Source organism: Paenibacillus sp. TCA20 (assembly GCF_000732325.1).
In the GTDB taxonomy this organism is placed as follows: Bacteria; Bacillota; Bacilli; order Paenibacillales; family Paenibacillaceae; genus Paenibacillus; species Paenibacillus urinalis.
Genome location: NZ_BBIW01000014.1, coordinates 37,634 through 52,393, shown reverse-complemented (window position 1 = coordinate 52,393; position 14,760 = coordinate 37,634). Strand labels below are relative to the sequence as shown.

The following is a 14,760-nucleotide window of genomic DNA, read 5'->3' as shown; positions in this document are numbered from 1 at the left end:
CAGATATGTCTTTTTTCTTGTCCTGGATTGGATTACAACCCGTGCTGTCCGGACAATATATCTTTATGATAACTTCGTTGTGATTCGCTCGCAGACTCTACAATTGAACTTAGAAAGGAGATCACTATGGAGTTTATTCTGCATCTTGTACTCATTCTTATCTTCACCAAACTGGCAGGGCATCTGTCCGTGAAGCTGGGACAGCCATCTGTACTGGGGGAATTGATCGCCGGGGTTATCCTCGGACCCGCAGTACTTGGATGGGTGCATCAGACTTCATTCATACAAGAATTTGCGGAGATTGGAGTACTCATCCTCATGTTCATCGCAGGTCTGGAAACCGATCTGGATCAGCTGCGAAAAAACTGGAAGGCGGCGTTTGCCGTTGCGGTTGGCGGGGTTATCATCCCCTTCTTTGGCGGCTATGGATCAGCTGTCGCCTTCGGCATGGATCAGCATCATGCGTTGTTCTTCGGATTGCTCTTCTGTGCAACCTCCGTCAGCATTTCTGTACAAACGCTTAAGGAGATGAACAAGCTTAATTCCAGGGAAGGCACGACGATTCTTGGTGCTGCCGTTGTCGACGATATTCTCGTCGTTGTCCTCTTAGCTGTCATGATGAGTGTACTCGGAGCTGGAGAATCTGTCAGCATCGGGACACTGATCGGCAAGAAGGTTCTGTTCTTTGTCGTTATTATTGCAGCATCCATCTGGGCTGTTCCACTTCTTATGAAATGGCTGTCGAAGCTGAAGGTGGCTGAAACGGTCATCTCTGCCGGTGTCATTATCGCACTTGCCTTCTCCTATTTCGCTGAGTGGATGGGCGTTGCGGGGATTATTGGAGCCTTCGCTGCAGGTATCGCCATCTCGCAAACCGACTACAAGCATACGGTAGAGAACAAACTGGAGCCCATCGCCTACAGCTTGTTCGTCCCTGTGTTTTTTGTAAATATCGGGCTTAATGTCAACTTTGAAGGAGTCGGATCTCAGATTGGATTTATTATCGTCATCAGTGTGATTGCGATTATAACCAAGCTGCTAGGCGGCGCGCTGGGTGCTGGTCTGACCGGGTTCAACCGACATTCTTCCTTTGCTGTAGGAACAGGCATGATCTCCAGGGGAGAAGTTGCTCTCATCATCGCAGGAACAGGTCTCAGCTCGGGACTGCTTGCTACCGAGTATTACACCTCGGTCATTATCATGGTGATTGTAACAACCCTGGTAACACCACCGCTGCTTAAAATCATGTTCTCAGAGAAACGAGCCAGCAAAAAAGAAGCCTCTTCCATCTAGTAATAAAAAACGCAGAGGGTGCGCATTCAATGCCGCCCTCTGCTCTTTTTATTGCCCGCGTATTTTATAGTGAGATCACTAAGAATGATGAGTTATGGATTATCACCGTCAAGATACTGCTCATATTCCGAATTCAATCGCTTCTCCTTACAGTGGACTGATCCGCAGTTTGAATAAAAAACCTGTACACGATTTGTTTCCTGTACGCCAAGCTCATTGTGGCAGTCCCGGCATAAAATAACACCCAGCGGAATTGAGCCCTTATTGTTCTCCACTACAAGTACCTCCTTGATTGTAAGGTGAGGATTGATGCGGTTCCTCCGAGTAACAAGTGTTCCTGACAGCTACTGGAGTGTAGCATAACCTCTTACACCATTATATATAGTAAGCGTTATCAGGATTTATGCCTGTAAATTTCGGATTTCATTTTAATCTACCTAATAAAAAACGATCCGAGCTCTAGAAAGAGCCCGAATCGCTGAATTATTGATATGTTGTTATTTGTTCTCATCTCCAGGAATCACACAGGAATCATCGGTGCATACAGCAGCATCCTCGGTATTCCCGATCACCTGCAGCGGCTGGCCTTCGGACCAAGCCTGAGTGAGTGCCTGACTAAACACAGAGAGCGGCTGTGCCCCGGAGATGCCATACTTGCGGTCAATAACGAAGAATGGAACCCCTTGAATGCCAAGCTGCGCCCCTTGTCTCTCGTCACTGCGGACTTCCTCACTGTATTGATCTCCTTCAAGCACAGCTCTGACTTCCTCGCCATCCAGTCCGAGCTCTACAGCCAGCTTCACCAGCACTTCCTTACTGCCGACATGCTGTGCTTCTACAAAATAAGCAGCTAGGAGCCGCTCCACCATTTCCTTGTCTTTGCCCTTGCTCGCTGCATAATGAGCCAGACGATGGGCATCAAATGAATTCGTCGGTTTAATTCGATCAAAATTATAATTCAACCCTACACTTTGTGCCTGCTCTACCACATTCGCTGTCATCGCTTTGGCTTGCTCAACTGTTGTTCCATATTTGCTTGCGAGCGATTCATACGTTGTCTGATTAGTATCCACTGCTTCATTCGGATTCAATTCGAAGCTGCGGTACACCACTTCTACGGATTCACGAAACGGAAGAGACTCAAGCGCTTCCTCAAATCGACGTTTACCTATATAACAAAAAGGACACATAAAGTCCGACCAAATTTCTACTTTCATGCTGTTAAACCTCCTAATATTCTGTTACTTACTATTGGTAACCAAATCATAGCATACAGATGGAGCTATGCACAACTCTTCTACCATTTTGAAGAATATGTAAGTTTTTTGGAGTTCTCTACCGATAACAACCTAGTAGCATACTTATTTTTCATACATAAGGGGGAAATATCTGCATCATGAAAAGTTTTACCAAAACCTATGCCAAAAAATCAGCTGCTCTTCTGCTTACGGCTGCATTAGCTCTGGCAGTCCCTGTCTCCTCAGGCATCTCTTATTCGGGAATAGCACAAGCAGCAAGCAGTCAGACAACAGCTGTGACCCTAACTTATCCAACCAAATCCATTACTTTATCCTTGGATAAGCGTGAGTCGATTCAAAACAAGCTTAAAATGTCGGAAAAAGTGCAGGTCGTATATGCTTCAGGCAACAAAGCCATCGCCCGTGTCAATCAGGAAGGTGTTGTTATCCCTGTAAAGCAGGGTTCTACGAACATTCTAATCCAGGTCGTCACTCCAGGCTACAAAGGTCAGCTCAAGCTGCCTGTGACCGTCACAAAAGGAGCTTCTAAAGCCAAGGCCGTCTATGCGACGAAAAAAGTCAGTGTGTCAGGCAGAACCTTCAGCGTGAAGACCGTCACCTTGCCAAAAGGAACACCAGTCACTGCCGGTCTTGCCAATCATAGAGTAGGCGCGGTCAAATCGCTGTCTTCCATTGCCGGAGCATATAACGCATCTGCTGCTATAAATGGAACCTATTTTGAAGCTTACGGTGGTATTCCCGATCCTTATGGCATGATCATCAGCGATGGGATTATTGAGCATATAGGCAATACAGGCACAACCATCGGTTTCAAGTGGGATGGATCTGCGATTATGGATACACTTCGCGTTCGCGTACGCGGTACCGTCAAGGCTGCAGATGATAGAGCACAGAGCTGGTATGTCTACTTCGTTAATCGCACACCGACCAAAGGGAAAACATCTGCCGTTATGTATACACCGAAACGTGGGGCAAATGTAGGCTTCTCCTACGGGACAGCGATTACGGTTCGCAAAGGAATCGTTAACAAAGTCGCGCCAAATACAAATGCAGCCATTCCAAGCGACGGATATGTGCTTGTATTTACAGGCAAGGAGGAGGACATGCTTGCTGCACGATTCAAAAAAGGAAGCTATGTAGACTACAGCATCAGCTACTATAATGAGGATAATAAAGATATCAACTGGTCTAATGTCCATACGGCTATTGGTGCAGGTCCGAGACTAGTAAAAGACGGCAAGCTTGCCGTAAATCCGGCAGCCGAAGGGTTCAGCAGCTCCAAAATTCTAACGGATGGCGGTGCGAGAAGCGGGATTGCCATCAAGAAGGACGGAACGATTGTACTGGCAACCGTCCCTGGGGCTACGATCAAACAGTGGGGCAATATCATGCTGAAGCTGGGAGCTTATCAGGCGATGAATATGGATGGCGGTGCTTCCTCGGGCATGGTTGCGAATGGTAATACTGTCACTTCACCAGGCAGACTGATCAGCAATGGTCTCGTGTTCGGAAGCTCTTTAAAGTGGTAGCATGAAATAAGCGAATCAAGTGTTTAGCAACCCCTTGCCATTTTGGCGAGGGGTTCTTTTTCATAGAACAAGATTACAGCCCACTTCTAATGTACATAATAGAAATATATATTTGAATCTGGAGCCTACTACATGAATACTAAAATCTCAGCATACCAGCTGTTCTCCATTACATTTCTATTTCAGTTTGGCACGACCATAATTTATGCCTTTGAAGCGACCGTGGGAAGAGATGCCTGGATGGTTACCCTATTGTCTTTCATTATCGGAATCATGCTGGTTGCCATGTATCTGGGGATTATGCAGCTTAACCCGGGGCTGACACTGGTGGAATGGTTCCCCCGCCAATTCGGCAAATGGATCGGCTTTCCGATCGCCATGCTGTATCCTTGTGTATTTCTTCTGGATGCTGCCCGTATTATTGGTGATCTGAGGGATCTGGTGCCGACCACCATTCTTCCCAACACTCCACCGCTTGTCCTTATTATTGTGTTCGGCGCACTCGCTTTATATGGGCTCATACTTGGCATAGAGAACATATCCCGGCTCGGACAGATTCTGCTTCCCATCCTGCTGGGGCTGTTTTTCCTTGAGCTGATCTTCCTTCTGTTCTCTGATATTGTTAATTGGGAAATGCTGAAGCCGCTCTTATGGAAGGGATGGGACCCTGTCATTAAGACGACAATCCTTCAGGGAATTACACAAACCTATGGAGAAAGCATTGCCCTTGCCATGATATGGGTGATGGTAGATAAGAAAAGCAAGGTATGGAAGGCCACTCTGATCTCAACGGCATTTGTCTTCCTGCTCATCCTGCTGCTGGATATCTTCTCGATTACGGTGTTTGGCGATGTATTGTTTCAGCGTCTCGTCTACCCATTTTACTCCCTGTCAGGCATGGTCAACATTCAGGGCTTTATTACAAATCTGAATCCCTTTGCGGTCGTAACCATGATCAGCACAGCATATTTCAAACTCGTTATTAAAATGTATGCTGCGCTGACAGGCATTCAAATGTTGCTGCGTCTCAAGAAAGGGCGCCGTCTTATGCTTCCAGCCGTTCTACTGATCATGATTCTTGGCATGACACTGGACAACAATGTGACAGAACATCTCAGCATTATCAGCTTCCAGGTCGTTACGCCTTATGTCTGGATCCCTCTATATATTGGACTTCCACTCCTGCTCTTCATCATCAGCCTGATCCGGCATAAATTAAAATCGGCCCGCTAAGGGCCGATTTCTCGTTTATTTTATGAAGCATTCTCGCTGCCTGTTCCCTTCTGCTCCACTTCCTCTTCCTTGAGCTGTGGGGAAGCACCGGTAACGCCAAAGCTCTTAATGGTAACGTGCGCTTCCACTGTAATTTTCATATCAGGGAACAGCTCTTCCCAGCGTGGCTGCAGCTTACGCCACTCTTCGGGATGGTTGCGGAATAAGTAATCACCAACATTTAAAACATCTGTTCTGAGCTCCTTCTGTATTTTGCGAATCAGCTCCTGTTCATCCTTGACAATCTCTTGACCTATTTCCCATTCCATCCTCCGGATGACCTCTGCATTATACAGATCGAGTCCAGAATTATTTTCATTTATATGAGCATCCCCACTCAGCTTGAAATGCATCGCTACATTGTCGCCTTCAAATGTCGGACGATATCTGCTCTTCAAGCTCTTAATCTCTGCACTTATCGCTCCCTCCCCGCCGATGTCACTGGTCAGATCGGTAACCGAAACGCTTCGTTCTCTCATGAGAAACCACATTAAATACCCGACTTCTTGGTTATCCAAATACCCGCGCAGTTTCAAATTGTTGTCGAGCACCGCATTTCCGATGTAGCGGTAAGGCATGACCGTTTTTTCCTTTTTCCCCTCGGCTTCTGGTACTTTTTCTACAGCAGGGAGAACGGCACCTCCCATAGAGTCCGAGTTAACAGAGCGAAGCAAATTAAGAAAGGTAATATCCGCCACTTCGCGATGGGACTGATGCAGCTTGTAATACTCTCTGACAGCCTGATTTCCATACGGAGTTTTGCTCTTCAGAAAATCAGACGCAAGCCCTCCCTTTACAACGAATATGTCTGATCTGAGCGGTGTTTCCGGATAGCGGCTATAAATATCTATAACATCCTTCAAACCGATCTTGGCTAGCTCTTCACCCATTACCAGTGTCCTTCGATGTCCTCTGTTAATAATGCGGGATACTTTATTCTGGACATAGCTGGAAGCCTCATAAATCGTGCTTTTCGGTTCCCCTACTTCTGTATAATCCTGCTGCTTGTCCCCCCCTTCCGCACCTCCGCCTGAGATCAGCGCGAACTGATTAGTTACCCTATACCCCTGGTCCGGAACATAGTCTATGCCTCCACCCAGAGCAAAAGCCTGATTATTCAGCTCCTTGCTGTCCCAGCAGCCAGTCATTAGTAGAAGCATGGCGATTACCGCCGGCCATCTGTATGCTTTTCTCATATCCAAATCGCCTCCTGACTTACGGTTTGGGCTTTTGGCCCTTTGGAGTACGTATCGGGTTCCGGGAGCCGATAAGATTCGGTCTCTTATTCATCGCCCAGTGTGGATTACGCCAGATCATATCCTGCATATTCACCGAAGCAACCGGTGCCAACGGACTCATATACGGAACACCAAAGGAGCGGAGACTGACCATGTGAAGCAGCATCGCCAGCGTACCGATGGTGATGCCGTACAATCCGAACACCCCTGCACAGAGAAGAAGTGGAAAGCGCAGCATCCGAAACGCATATCCAACATTGTAGCGCGGTGCGGTAAAGGAGGCGATGCCGGTACCCGCCACGACGATGACAATTGGCGCTGATATGATGCCTGCCTGAACGGCAGCTTGACCGATAACGAGTGCACCCACAATACTGACCGCCGAACCAATCGCCTTCGGCAGCCGTATACCCGCTTCCCGAAGCCCCTCAAATACACCTTCCATAATGAAGGCCTCAATCACCATGGGAAATGGAGAAGCCTCTCTCGCCTGGGTGAAGCTGAGTGCAAGGCTTGTCGGAAGCATCTGCGGATGGAAATTGACAATGGCTATAAATACCGAAGGGAGAAACAAAGAAGCCAGCAAGAAAAGAATACGGATAATCCGGGTAGCTGTGGCGTACAGATAAGGATTGTAGAAATCCTCTGCTGCCTGCACGCCGGCCCAAAAGGTAAATGGAACGATCAGTACAAACGGGGTGCCGTCTGTAAAAATAGCCACTCTTCCTTCGAGCAGACTTGCCGCCACGGTGTCCGGTCTTTCTGTATTCTGAACGGTAGAGAAAGGGGAGTATGGCGCATCCTGAATAAACTCTTCAATATAGCCTGATTCAAGAATGGCGTCGATCTGGATATCCTTTAGCCTGCTTCTGACTTCCTGCAGCACGGTTTCCTTTGCAATGCCTTCGATATAGGAGATCACGATGTCCGTCTGCGTATATTCGCCTATGACCATGGACTCCATTTTGAGCTTGGGGCTCTTTATCTTGCGCCGTACCATGGCTGTGTTCTGTCTCAGCGTTTCCGTAAACCCTTCCCTTGGTCCCCGAATACTCCCTTCCGAGGTAGGCTCCTCGATACTTCGACCGGATCCTCCCTTCATATCGATCATGAGCGCAGAAGGCATCTTGTCCATCAAAATAGCCGCATTCCCGCTTAGCAGGCCCTTCTCTACTTCCGTGAAGCTGACTACCTTCTTCATGTTTGCCGAAGGAATTCGCTGGGTGAGGATCAGCTGTTCCGGGTCCGATGCCGCATCTCCTTCCTTCGAGCTGCCGAGGATGATCGGATCCAGAATGCTCTCATCAATCATCTTCGTATCAACCAGCCCATCAATAAATACAATCAGGATCTCCTGCGAATTTGGAAGAGGAATCTTCCGAAACACCACATCCGAGCATTGGGAGAAGGACTGGCGAAGCTGTTGTTCGTTCATTGATAGATTCCTCTCCAGACTGTGATGGGGTTCAGAGGGTCTATTCTCATTTGTAATTCCTGAAGCACCTGTTGGTTGTTCGGAACCCTTCCCTAAGATGATCCTTCTTGCCAGCTTCTGCAGCAGATTCATCCTCTCCACTCCTTCTGGTTATTCCAATGTTGATCCATAATCCACAATCTCCAAATCCACATCGTAAGTGACAGGAATTTCGCTAAAGACTTCATCCCATCGTTCCTTTACCTTGTTGTAATATCCCGGGTATTTAATACGGACTTCCTTACCAAAACCGACTACATCGGCATGATATGTATGCTGCAGCTTGTCCAGCAGTACTTTGATTTCATTTTTTACAGTTTCATTGAATTTCTTTTCCTGCTCTACAATATATTCTGAATCAGTGGGCTCTTCGGGATAGCTCCAATCCTCAATCAATCTTCCCTTTGATCTCACATCAAGATGAATAGAGAGCTCGTCTCCTTCCAGCTTAGGAGTAATTTTGCTGCTAATTGAAGCAATCTCATATACGATCGTATCGCCCTTATCCGAATAAGTCTTGAGCACCCCGCCCGGACTCCCCTCTATCCAGGAAATCGCTTCAATATCCACTTGATTCAGCCTGCCAATATATTTATTCGTATCTCCTTCAAAAAGCGCACCGCCGACAAATTTCAATTCATTCTCTGCCATGATGACATTCTGCAATACAAAGCTTTGTCTGGACTGCATTAATCCTTCCAGCTTCCCAAGTGAAACGGCAGGCAGAATCCGGTTCGTACGCTGCCGATTACGGACAAGCCCTCTCAGATTAAAGGCCGGAACTTCACCTGGCTGACTGGCACTCAGCACATCAATCGCTTTTTGCTGGCTGATCAGAACTAGGGTACTGGGCCGGATATCATTATCACGTAATATAAAATCAAGCAGCTGCTCCAAGCTATATTTCGCAGCCAATTCACTAGAGATGACGATTACTTTCAAATGATGGCCGATCAGAGGGCGATCTCTTCTCAGCGAGAATTGCCTAAATATTTGCAGAAGGGAATCGCCGGTGAGTCTTTCGTTAAGGTATGATTCACCTGCCTGGCCGCTCTGTCCCTGAGATGTCTGCGATTTCGTTCCCGGCACAATTTGTACCGTAGCTGTTATCACATTCTTCTTAGGATAATGTCCTCCGCGCTTATTGACCTCTTCTTCAAATTTTGTTTCATCCGCCACATCCAGTCCGACGCCAACGTATACTCTCAAATCCTCAATCTCCCGGCTGCTCCAGCAGCCCGACAAGCAGACGGTCAGGATAAATATGGCCATCAGCTTGAGCGCTTTACGCAGGTTGTTCACTTTGCTTCCCTCCTTTCTTACGTATGAGACTAATGATGAGAAGAACTAGTGGAAGTCCGCAGAACAGCACCAGTGAGAAATTGCCCAGAATATCACCAAGGATGAACGTTTCATTAATGTCCTTCGGCAGCATCGCGATGACATAGTTGACGGGCAAGAGCAGCAGTAGAAAAGGTGTAATTTTACGTCCTTTAAACAGCTGGGCACCACCAAGGGAGGCAGCATAATGTGTAATGGTAAACGTTGAGAAAATCTGCATGATCCAAATAACGAGCAGTAGAGATTCGAACCTCTCAAAGATAAGACCTTCGGTTTCAAAACTGCGCAGCAGATCAAGCGTGGGCCAGGTTTTGGTTAAAGTGCCATCCAGCGACAAGCCGCCAATGACCATAATGACGGTAATCAAGTATACGACCAGCGGTACTGATATGCCGTAAACGACTGCTTTTACTCCCTTATTTGGATGCTTCATATAGGCCGCGACGACTAACATGGCTTCAAATCCGGTAAATGAAAACAATGAGGGCTTGATCCCCTTTATGACCGGCATGATTCCCATTCCAAGTACAGGTCTTAGGTTGTTGATATCGAACAAGTGGACACTGAGCAGGATGATAACGACAAAAATGACCAGTGTAATCGGCAGGATAATCTGATACAGCCGCGCAATCGGATTAATTCCGCCGATTACCAAATAAAAGCCCACCCACATAAAAATCATGACATAGGACCATACCGGGGTTGCTTCCAGCAGATACAGCCGGGTAACTTCCGCCATCACCCGGATTTCAAAGGCGGAAATGGTGACAAAGTAGCTGATAATGCAAAAACAGATGATATAGGCAATCCATTTCCCCGTAATCTCGCGCGTGAACTGAAACACGGTCTTCCCGGGAAATCTCATGCATAAACGCGCTATAATGATGCCTGCAGCAAAGGTGATTACGCTTGACAAGAGAACTGAAATCCAGACATCCGGTGTTCCGACCGCCTTGGCCATCGTCCTTGGCATCGTCAGGATGCCGGCCCCAAGCATGTAGTTGATTACAAAAACCGATGCCTGGGTCGTTGTTATTTGATCTTCTGCCTTTTTCAGATTGCTGCTCATTGTAGGCCATCACTCTTTTCTATTTGCCAAAGTTTATGATTTCATGCGATCCCGGTCCTTGCCCCTCGTCGTGCTGGGCCTCTTGCTCATCATGAACATGGGAGCTCGAACGATAAAGTCCTTCCAGTCGGATGGCTTGTAGGAGATCATCGGAGCGGTATATGGAACACCAAAGCTCTTGAGTCTTACAAGATGACTACATAGCAGCAAAAAGAACATAATGACCCCAAATAGTCCGAATAGCGCTGCGCTGAACATGGCTCCAAAACGGAGCACTCGGATGATAATGCCGGCACTATACATCGGAATAGAGAAGGAGGATATTGCCGTTACTGCTACGATGATGACCAGAAACGGACTGACAATGCCCGCCTGGACGGCTGCTTCCCCGATAATGAGACCGCCAACGATACCCATCGCGGGTCCGACCGGCTTAGGCAGTCTTATTCCTGCTTCTCTTAGAATCTCAATAGCGACCTCCATAATCAGTGCTTCGATGATCGAAGGAAAGGGAACACCAGCCCTTGTATTAATAATGGTGAGTGCCAGCTTGGTAGGAATAAGCCCCGGATGGAACGATATAAAAGAGATATACATCGCAGGTCCAAGCAAAGCGATGAGAGCAGCCAAATAGCGAATGAGCCGGATGAAGGTTCCCCAAACCCAGCGTTCATAATAATCCTCTGGTGACTGCAGCAGCATGCTGAAGGATACAGGTACGATTAAGGCAAAGGGAGTTCCATCCAGAAGAATAGCGACACGTCCCTCCAATAGAGCACCAATGACTCTGTCCGGCCTTTCGGTGTTTTGGGTCTGTTGAAAGGGGCTGAGCCAGTTATCTTCAATCAGCTGCTCAATATATCCCGATTCGAGCGGGTCATCAATGCTGATTTGTTCAATTCGTTTCTGAACTTCTTCTACCAGCTGCGAATCGGCAATATCGTTCATATAAGCGATGACAATATCCTTCTTCACACGATTTCCTACTTCGAGCTGGGTAATTTGGAGACTGCTATTTCGACCATGCAGCCGCAGAAGTGCTGTGTTATCATTCAATTTTTCCGTGAAGCCGACTCTCGGACCACGAAGCAGAGCCTCTGACAAAGGCTCCTCCGCACTTCGCTGCTTGCCTTTGGGGGAGCCTACAATCATCACGCCACAAGCTCCGTCAACGAGCAAACCCGCATAGCCTGCCAGCATCTTCTCCACGGTTATACCGAGCTGTTTAGATTCCATCATTCCGATGACCGGAAGCTGCTGCTGCTGCAAATATTTCTCCAAATCCTCACTCGAATGAAGTTTCTCTGCTTCATCTTGGGGTATTCCCTCTCTCATCAGCGGAGCAAGGACATGGGTGTTGATCAGATCAGGATCCGTCAGACCATCTACATAGATAATGGCAGCTCGATTGTTCAAGCCCTTAATGACAAATTCCCTGATATGCACGTCAGAATTGTCGCCGATGCTCTTTTGTATCAGCTGCATATCTGAATCGTAGTTCCCCGTGAGCGGCTGACTGGATTCCTGCTCTGTCTGTTCAGCTTCTTTACTCTGACCGGAACTGTTGTCTTGTTCGGGAGAACTGCTTACTTGACCGGAGGAGGTGTTCGCCTTCTTGCTCCGGTTCGTTGCTTTCACATAACGATTAAGGTCAGCAGCAGCCTTCATCATTACAACCGGAAGGACGAATACGACAGCTGCCTGGATCCACATTCCCCCGTCAGGGAAATAGGATAATAGGGTTTCCCACAATTTAAAAAACTCCCTGCTGTGATGGATTGTATAGGATCGATTGTATTTTAACCCCAAACCCTCATAATCATTCTTTAATTGGAAGATGACGCTCACTCTAGACATCCATCCAAAAGACCAGCCATTGCTTACAAATCTGCCGGCGTACCATTGACGATTTTCCCTGTTCATTTTCGGGTATTAACTCTATGCAATACTCAATTGAATTGGAAAGGGGTATTTCATGCATATCAAGTACAAAAAAGCCTGGAAGCAAAACATCATATATGAAATTTATCCGCGCAGCTTTAAAGATAGTAACGGGGATGGGATCGGAGATCTGCCTGGAATTATTTCCAAGCTAGATTATTTGCAGAGTTTAGGAGTAACCGCCCTTTGGCTGAATCCCATTTACAAATCGCCGGACATTGATCATGGCTATGACATTACCGACTATTATGCGATCCAGCCTGAATACGGAACGATGAGTGATTTTGATCTGCTGCTGGAGGAGGTTCACAACAGAGAGATGGGACTTCTCATGGATCTGGTCTTAAACCATACTTCCGATCAGCATCCCTGGTTCAGAGAATCACGCTCTAACAAGCATAGTCGTTACCGGAATTACTACATTTGGAGACCTGCCGGAGCAGACGGCGGCCCTCCTAACAACTGGACCTCTTATCTTGGCAAGTCTGCCTGGACCTTTGATGAAGAGAATGAGGAATATTACATGCACCTCTATAACTCGACTCAGCCGGATCTGAATTGGGACAATCCTGATCTGCGCGAAAGCATGTATAAGATGATGCGATTCTGGCTGGATAAAGGCATTGACGGATTTCGTATCGATGCAGTGAATGCAATCTCCAAGGATCAAACCTTCCCTGACTCGAATCTATCGAGACTGCAATCGAACGGTGAGCCCTTCATTAAGAATGGACCGAATATTCACGATTATTTGCAGGAAATGCATGAGAAAGTGTTCTCTCATTACGATATTTTCACTGCGGGTGAAATGTCCTATATCAGTGAGCAGGATGTACTCGACTATACACACCCGGATCGCAAAGAATTGTCCATGGTCATCTCTCCTGAAGCTACTACGCTCGGTAATCTTCCAGAAGATGAATTTAAACAAAAAGAATGGACACTTGACGAGTTGCGGGAGGTCATGCAGAAATGGCAAAAAAACGTCGGCGACCCCGGCGGATGGTTCGGACTTTACTTCAGCAATCATGATCAGCCCCGGCTGGTCAATACCTTTGGCCACCCGGGTAAGTACAGGGTCCAATCCGCCAAAATGATCGGTACCATGCTGTATACGTTAAAAGGAACCCCTTTTATGCTGCAAGGTGATGAGCTCGGGATGACCAACAATCCTAAGCTTCATTCGATTGATGATATCAAAGAGCAGCAGGCAATTGCCTATTACGATGTCATGGTCAATGAACGAGGGGAAGATGAAGAGAAGATCATGCAGCGAATTCGAAGAAAAGCAAGAGATCATGCACGGACCCCTATGCAATGGGACGAGAGCATTCATGCTGGATTTACTACCGGCGAGCCTTGGCTCCCAGTAAACCCAAATTACAAGGAGGTTAATGTCAAGGAACAGGAATCAGATCCCTATTCCGTATTAAACTACTATCGACAGCTTATTAATATTCGTAAAAACCATGCTGCACTCACCTACGGAGAGTATAAGGCAATTCTAACCGATCATCCTCAAGTTTTTGCGTATCTGCGTTTATTTGAGGATCAGACTTGGCTCGTTCTGCTTAACTTCTCAGAGGAAGAAGCAGCTTACTCCCTTGATTCGAATGATATAGAACGACTCTCGGATCCCCGCCTGCTTATAGGGAATTACAAAGAACCGAATGAAATAATTGATCTCAAGAGTGGTGTTCTGAAGCCGTATGAGGCTATTGTGCTGGCACCTTCACTTCACTGATTCCCTCCAACTGATGAGTACGAGAGCAGCTCTTAGTTTTCGGATTGGGCTGCTTTCGACGTTGTAACAGCTCATATAGAAAACCGTAGATTACCATATATTACATTGGGATATGATCCTTTCAGATGATATAATTTCCATATTAATAGTCTTTGTTACAAATCATATAAAAAGGGTCTTGTTCCGATATAAGGAGGTTTTAATCCACGATGAGCGCACCAATTCAAATCTATAAAATATCTGCTGAGTTAAAAAAACGATCAATTCAAACTGCTTGTGATTCCCTGGAAGCTGCTTATTGAGACAAACCGTTATTACGAAATCCGGGAAGAGAACGGACCTGTCAAAAGATTATATAAGGAGAAACTAAATACGATCACCATGGATACTAAATCTTATGCGAATGGGACCATCGTCTGCTCGGCGTTCTGTTCTGAGAATTACATACATCAAACCAAGAAAGAAATTGTAAAGAAATTAGGGCATATTATTGACTCCTACATCGAGGAGCACCGGGTTAACCAGCAGACGATAAAAGAATGTGCTCCAAGAGATATCTATCTGGGATAATATATAGATCAAGCGAAAAGAAGCCTTCTC

General features: G+C 46.7%; 12 protein-coding genes. 5 read left to right on the top strand and 7 right to left on the bottom strand.

Annotated features, from left to right (window positions below):
* Positions 1 to 126: 126 nt before the first annotated feature.
* Positions 127 to 1,293 (top strand): cation:proton antiporter, encoded by a 1,167-nt coding sequence (locus tag TCA2_RS21695; RefSeq protein ID WP_047913694.1) that lies wholly within the window; start codon positions 127 to 129, stop codon positions 1,291 to 1,293.
* Positions 1,294 to 1,385: 92 nt separating this feature from the next.
* On the opposite strand, the gene TCA2_RS21690 is transcribed toward TCA2_RS21695, so the two are convergent.
* Together TCA2_RS21690 and TCA2_RS21685 are read right to left on the bottom strand one after the other, a co-directional pair.
* Positions 1,386 to 1,568, bottom strand: a complete 183-nt coding sequence (locus TCA2_RS21690) for a GapA-binding peptide SR1P (RefSeq protein WP_047913693.1) — start codon at positions 1,566 to 1,568, stop codon at positions 1,386 to 1,388.
* 222 nt (positions 1,569 to 1,790) lie between these two features.
* The gene (locus TCA2_RS21685; RefSeq protein ID WP_047913692.1) at positions 1,791 to 2,510 is read right to left on the bottom strand and encodes a DsbA family oxidoreductase; all 720 of its coding nucleotides are present in this window, start codon (positions 2,508 to 2,510) and stop codon (positions 1,791 to 1,793) included.
* A gap of 179 nt (positions 2,511 to 2,689) precedes the next feature.
* Here TCA2_RS21685 and TCA2_RS21680 point away from each other — a divergent pair, with 179 nt between their 5' ends.
* On the top strand, positions 2,690 to 4,081 hold the full coding sequence (locus TCA2_RS21680) for a phosphodiester glycosidase family protein (RefSeq protein WP_052512259.1): 1,392 nt from the start codon (positions 2,690 to 2,692) through the stop codon (positions 4,079 to 4,081).
* Between the two features lie 132 nt (positions 4,082 to 4,213).
* Entirely contained in the window at positions 4,214 to 5,314 is a 1,101-nt protein-coding gene (locus tag TCA2_RS21675) for an endospore germination permease (RefSeq protein ID WP_047913691.1), read from the top strand.
* 20 nt (positions 5,315 to 5,334) lie between these two features.
* Here TCA2_RS21675 and TCA2_RS26385 read toward each other — a convergent pair whose 3' ends face one another.
* The 5 genes from TCA2_RS26385 to TCA2_RS21650 are packed head-to-tail and all read right to left on the bottom strand — an operon-like array spanning position 5,335 to position 12,227.
* Positions 5,335 to 6,549: a Ger(x)C family spore germination protein gene (locus TCA2_RS26385; RefSeq protein WP_052512258.1), complete on the bottom strand. Its 1,215-nt coding sequence runs from the start codon at positions 6,547 to 6,549 to the stop codon at positions 5,335 to 5,337.
* Between the two features lie 19 nt (positions 6,550 to 6,568).
* Complete coding sequence (locus tag TCA2_RS21665; protein ID WP_238546478.1) at positions 6,569 to 8,158, bottom strand: spore germination protein; 1,590 nt, start codon at positions 8,156 to 8,158, stop codon at positions 6,569 to 6,571.
* A gap of 18 nt (positions 8,159 to 8,176) precedes the next feature.
* A complete protein-coding gene (locus TCA2_RS21660; protein ID WP_047913690.1) occupies positions 8,177 to 9,367 on the bottom strand; it encodes a Ger(x)C family spore germination protein in 1,191 nt (396 codons plus the stop codon).
* Positions 9,351 to 10,475 carry a GerAB/ArcD/ProY family transporter gene (locus TCA2_RS21655; RefSeq protein WP_047913689.1) on the bottom strand — a complete coding sequence of 375 codons (1,125 nt, stop codon included), beginning with the start codon at positions 10,473 to 10,475 and terminating at the stop codon, positions 9,351 to 9,353. Before TCA2_RS21655 ends, TCA2_RS21660 begins: the two co-directional genes overlap by 17 nt.
* 33 nt (positions 10,476 to 10,508) lie before the next feature.
* Entirely contained in the window at positions 10,509 to 12,227 is a 1,719-nt protein-coding gene (locus tag TCA2_RS21650) for a spore germination protein (protein ID WP_047913688.1), read from the bottom strand.
* A 223-nt stretch (positions 12,228 to 12,450) separates the two neighbouring features.
* Between TCA2_RS21650 and TCA2_RS21645 the strand changes: the two genes are divergently transcribed.
* Both TCA2_RS21645 and TCA2_RS21640 read left to right on the top strand, forming a co-directional pair.
* A complete protein-coding gene (locus TCA2_RS21645) occupies positions 12,451 to 14,160 on the top strand; it encodes an alpha-glucosidase (protein ID WP_047913687.1) in 1,710 nt (569 codons plus the stop codon).
* Positions 14,161 to 14,436: 276 nt separating this feature from the next.
* A complete protein-coding gene (locus TCA2_RS21640; protein WP_238546477.1) occupies positions 14,437 to 14,730 on the top strand; it encodes a hypothetical protein in 294 nt (97 codons plus the stop codon).
* Positions 14,731 to 14,760 lie beyond the last annotated feature (30 nt).

Excerpts from the sequence above, each read along its gene's own strand:
- TCA2_RS21695 (WP_047913694.1), top strand. The coding sequence starts at position 127 with ATGGAGTTTATTCTGCATCTTGTACTCATTCTTATCTTCACCAAACTG.
- TCA2_RS21685 (WP_047913692.1), bottom strand. The coding sequence starts at position 2,510 with ATGAAAGTAGAAATTTGGTCGGACTTTATGTGTCCTTTTTGTTATATA.
- TCA2_RS21680 (WP_052512259.1), top strand. The coding sequence starts at position 2,690 with ATGAAAAGTTTTACCAAAACCTATGCCAAAAAATCAGCTGCTCTTCTG.
- TCA2_RS21675 (WP_047913691.1), top strand. The coding sequence starts at position 4,214 with ATGAATACTAAAATCTCAGCATACCAGCTGTTCTCCATTACATTTCTA.
- TCA2_RS26385 (WP_052512258.1), bottom strand. The coding sequence starts at position 6,549 with ATGAGAAAAGCATACAGATGGCCGGCGGTAATCGCCATGCTTCTACTA.
- TCA2_RS21665 (WP_238546478.1), bottom strand. The coding sequence starts at position 8,158 with ATGAATCTGCTGCAGAAGCTGGCAAGAAGGATCATCTTAGGGAAGGGT.
- TCA2_RS21655 (WP_047913689.1), bottom strand. The coding sequence starts at position 10,475 with ATGAGCAGCAATCTGAAAAAGGCAGAAGATCAAATAACAACGACCCAG.
- TCA2_RS21645 (WP_047913687.1), top strand. The coding sequence starts at position 12,451 with ATGCATATCAAGTACAAAAAAGCCTGGAAGCAAAACATCATATATGAA.